We start from the raw sequence: 3226 nt of genomic DNA on the forward strand, positions 1-3226 counted from the left end.
TTACATCTTCAATGTTTACTATTTCTTCGATATTTGTGTAAGCTACCTTCTCACAAATTAATACTGGATCTAAACAATGAATTAGTACTCTACTGGGGGAAGATGCAAAATTAGCACCTGCACACTATATGAAAATGATACATGGAAAACTATTTTTAAACCTTGTACTTACAATATATATAAATGTTTATACAATAGTCTTCCAGAAGAAACATTTGCAGAAAAAATGTTGAAACTAAGAAAAGTAAACAATTTAGAAAGATTAGAACTTGCAAAGATTTTAGATCTTCATCTAGATACTGTCCTAAAATGGGAAGTTGATGAAATAGAGCCAAAACCTAAAAATGTTAAAAATATATGTGATAAATTCAATCTTTCTTTATCTTACTTTGGAGATTATTACTTTACTTATTATAATAGTCCTGGTGAAAAAATAAGACAATGGAAAGATAAAAACAATTATACTTATACTCAATGCAGTAATATATTAAACATATCTTACTCTTGCTTTGGAAGATTACTTAGTGGGAAAAATAATCTTTCATATTATATGTATATAAAACTAAAAGAAGTAGGAGCCTTATAATTAAATTAGGCTCCTACTTCTTTAATATTTTTAAATCTATTTTCAATCCTTAAATGTCTAGGTGAAATTCTCTTTGGACTTAGTCTATTTATATAATCTCACACTGTAATTATAGAGATTAACTCTAACTTATCTAATTATGTAGCTATTTTACCATTTCTATATATTCATTAATAATTATTCTCTATTTATCAGCGAACATTTCACGTATGCCTTGTAAATATACTCGTAATAGTTTTATTTAAATATATAAATATATATCATTACATAAACAAAGCAATCTCAATGCTTTAGTAACTTATGAAATTTCATCCTAATATTTATAATTCCTATTTATATACTTAAATGTTTTTAAAAAAAAATATATAGTAATAATTATGGTAAAATGATTATTGTAGAACATTTATTATAGTTATTGTAAAGGAGTAAAAATTTATGAATGAAGAAAAAATTTTATTTAAATGTGCATTATCAAATATAACTACTAAAGAATTAAATAAAGTTGTATCACGTATAAGAAAAAAATTCTTTAATTTTTTGAAAAAAGCATGGGTTTCAATTATAATTTTAATGGTTATATTTTATATTTGGGATTTAGTTTATAATTGGGATTTTTTTTTGATTGAAGCTATTGGCATTATTCTTTCAGATAAGCTATTCATTTTACCAGTTATTTTATTAACACTTTTGATATGGTATCAGCAACATATAATTATTTGGCTTAAACTTAGAATATTTCATATGCAAATAAAAAACATTAAAAATCCTGATCCATATATTTACTTTTATCAATCATTTTATGAAACTTCATTTTTTAATCCAAAAACAAAATGTTATGATAAAGTAAGAATGAATTACTCTGATATATCAGATTTTTATGCTTATGAAAATATGTATATTATCCATATACCTAAGCCTAAATCTTTAGGAAACCTCATATTTATACAAAAGGATTCTTTTATTATAGGAACAGAGCAAGAATTTATAAAATTCATTAATTCTAAAATAGCTAGCAATCACATAGAGAGTAAATAACTTTTTCATCTAAATAGATTTTTATTAATAATTAAAAAACATAATTAAAAGAACTGTAAAACATTATAGATTTACAGTTCTTTTGTTATTAATAATTTAGGATACTATTAAGCTTTCACTATTTCTAATTTAAATACAACTACTGTATATTTAAATTGAACCACCATACATGGATAGTCTTCCTCGTGATAAAACTAATGAAATTCCGTAGGCTATTGCGACAAGTATTGCCAAAGTCCCAGCACATTGAATTCTAGCAATTTTATTGCTAGTGTAGCTTGTTACAACTGGTATAGTTACCCTTGCAAGAGCATATTCATATGGTCGCATATTAGTCATAGATATTCTTAATGATTGATAAACTTTAACTCCTCCCCCAATATCAGCAAGAGCTTCCATCTCAATTGTCATACTAGTAGGTGTAGTTGTAACTGATACCTTGACATTTTTATCAATATTAGCAGTTGCAGTAACTGAATTGAATGTTGCAGATAAATTACCTACTGATAACTTACCATCCAATGATACTCCTGCATTTAATAATTTACTTCTTACTGTAGTTGCTAACGCATTAGGAACACTTATATCTACAGTTGAACCGCCAAGATGACTTTTAAAACTAACTTTTGCTTGTAATGTTGTCGGTGGCGTAGTACTAAGAAGTGCAATACTTTGCCACGCATCAAATCCACCGAAAGAAATTCCCAAACCATTAAACAATCCATAATTTCCAGCACGTGCTAAAATTTCTGCATTAGTAAGAGCATTAGAAATTATTTCTACTTGAATACCTTCTATTGGTTGTCCATATATTCCAGCATAATCTGAAGTTCCAGTTACCCATGGAAGCCATCTCCCACCGACGTAAGCTCTATACCTAACATTATATCCTGATAAACTAACAAGTTGCATTTGTAGTCCATCTACATTCTTACCTAAAACGCCTGCGTAGTCAGTTCTATTAGTTACCCATGGTAACCATGATCCTCCTTGAGTATGTGTTCTGTATTGAATAGTCCCCCTACTTAAGCTGGCATATACACCTTGAATTGGTTGTCCATATATTCCAGCATAATCATTTAAGTTAGTTACATTAGGTAACCATCTTCCTCCTGTATATACTTGATATGTCACATTAATATCAGCCATAATTAAATACCCTCTTTCTTCTTTATTTTTGAACTTAATCGATTAAGTAATTACACTTATAAAAGAGTATAATTAATTTAATTTGTAAACCTAATTTAAAAATTTTTATTTATTTTTCATTATATATTGCTTTATATCTTCTACATCTTTCTTTACTTCATCTACTATCTCTAGCTTATCAGTAAGTTGTGATATTATATTTTGATAATTATTTTCTCTTTCTTCTTGTTTTTGATCTCTTTTTTCTTGGGCTTTTAATATATAAAATAATAAAAATATACTAAGTACCGCCCAAATTCCTTGTGATACTGCTTGTGTTAAAATCTCCTTTTCCATTGCTAACATAAATCTCCTTTAATTTAAATATTCTTTTATATTATTAATAGCTCGTCTATGTGTTTTGCTTATAGCTTGTCTACTTATATTTAAAGCCTTTGCTATTTCAATATCTGTAAA

Annotated in this window: 4 protein-coding genes and 1 pseudogene; 2 read left to right on the top strand and 3 right to left on the bottom strand. The window is 26.9% G+C overall.

All coding sequences use genetic code 11. The features are described from left to right. A pseudogene (locus B3J31_RS13725) lies at positions 1–121 on the bottom strand (sporulation peptidase YabG); the annotation flags it as partial. Between the two features lie 105 nt (positions 122–226). Between B3J31_RS13725 and B3J31_RS13730 the strand changes: the two are divergent. Both B3J31_RS13730 and B3J31_RS13735 read left to right on the top strand, forming a co-directional pair. Beyond that, positions 227–586 (top strand): helix-turn-helix transcriptional regulator, encoded by a 360-nt coding sequence (locus B3J31_RS13730; protein WP_346874137.1) that lies wholly within the window; start codon positions 227–229, stop codon positions 584–586. Between the two features lie 435 nt (positions 587–1021). Further along, entirely contained in the window at positions 1022–1621 is a 600-nt protein-coding gene (locus tag B3J31_RS13735; protein ID WP_346874138.1) for a hypothetical protein, read from the top strand. A gap of 150 nt (positions 1622–1771) precedes the next feature. Here B3J31_RS13735 and B3J31_RS13740 read toward each other — a convergent pair whose 3' ends face one another. Both B3J31_RS13740 and B3J31_RS13745 read right to left on the bottom strand, forming a co-directional pair. Beyond that, on the bottom strand, positions 1772–2770 hold the full coding sequence (locus tag B3J31_RS13740; RefSeq protein WP_346874139.1) for a hypothetical protein: 999 nt from the start codon (positions 2768–2770) through the stop codon (positions 1772–1774). A 105-nt stretch (positions 2771–2875) separates the two neighbouring features. Beyond that, complete coding sequence (locus B3J31_RS13745; protein WP_346874140.1) at positions 2876–3106, bottom strand: BhlA/UviB family holin-like peptide; 231 nt, start codon at positions 3104–3106, stop codon at positions 2876–2878. Positions 3107–3226: the final 120 nt, after the last annotated feature.

Source organism: Clostridium sp. UBA5988 (genome assembly GCF_002435615.1).
In the GTDB taxonomy this organism is placed as follows: Bacteria; Bacillota; Clostridia; order Clostridiales; family Clostridiaceae; genus Clostridium_J; species Clostridium_J sulfidigenes.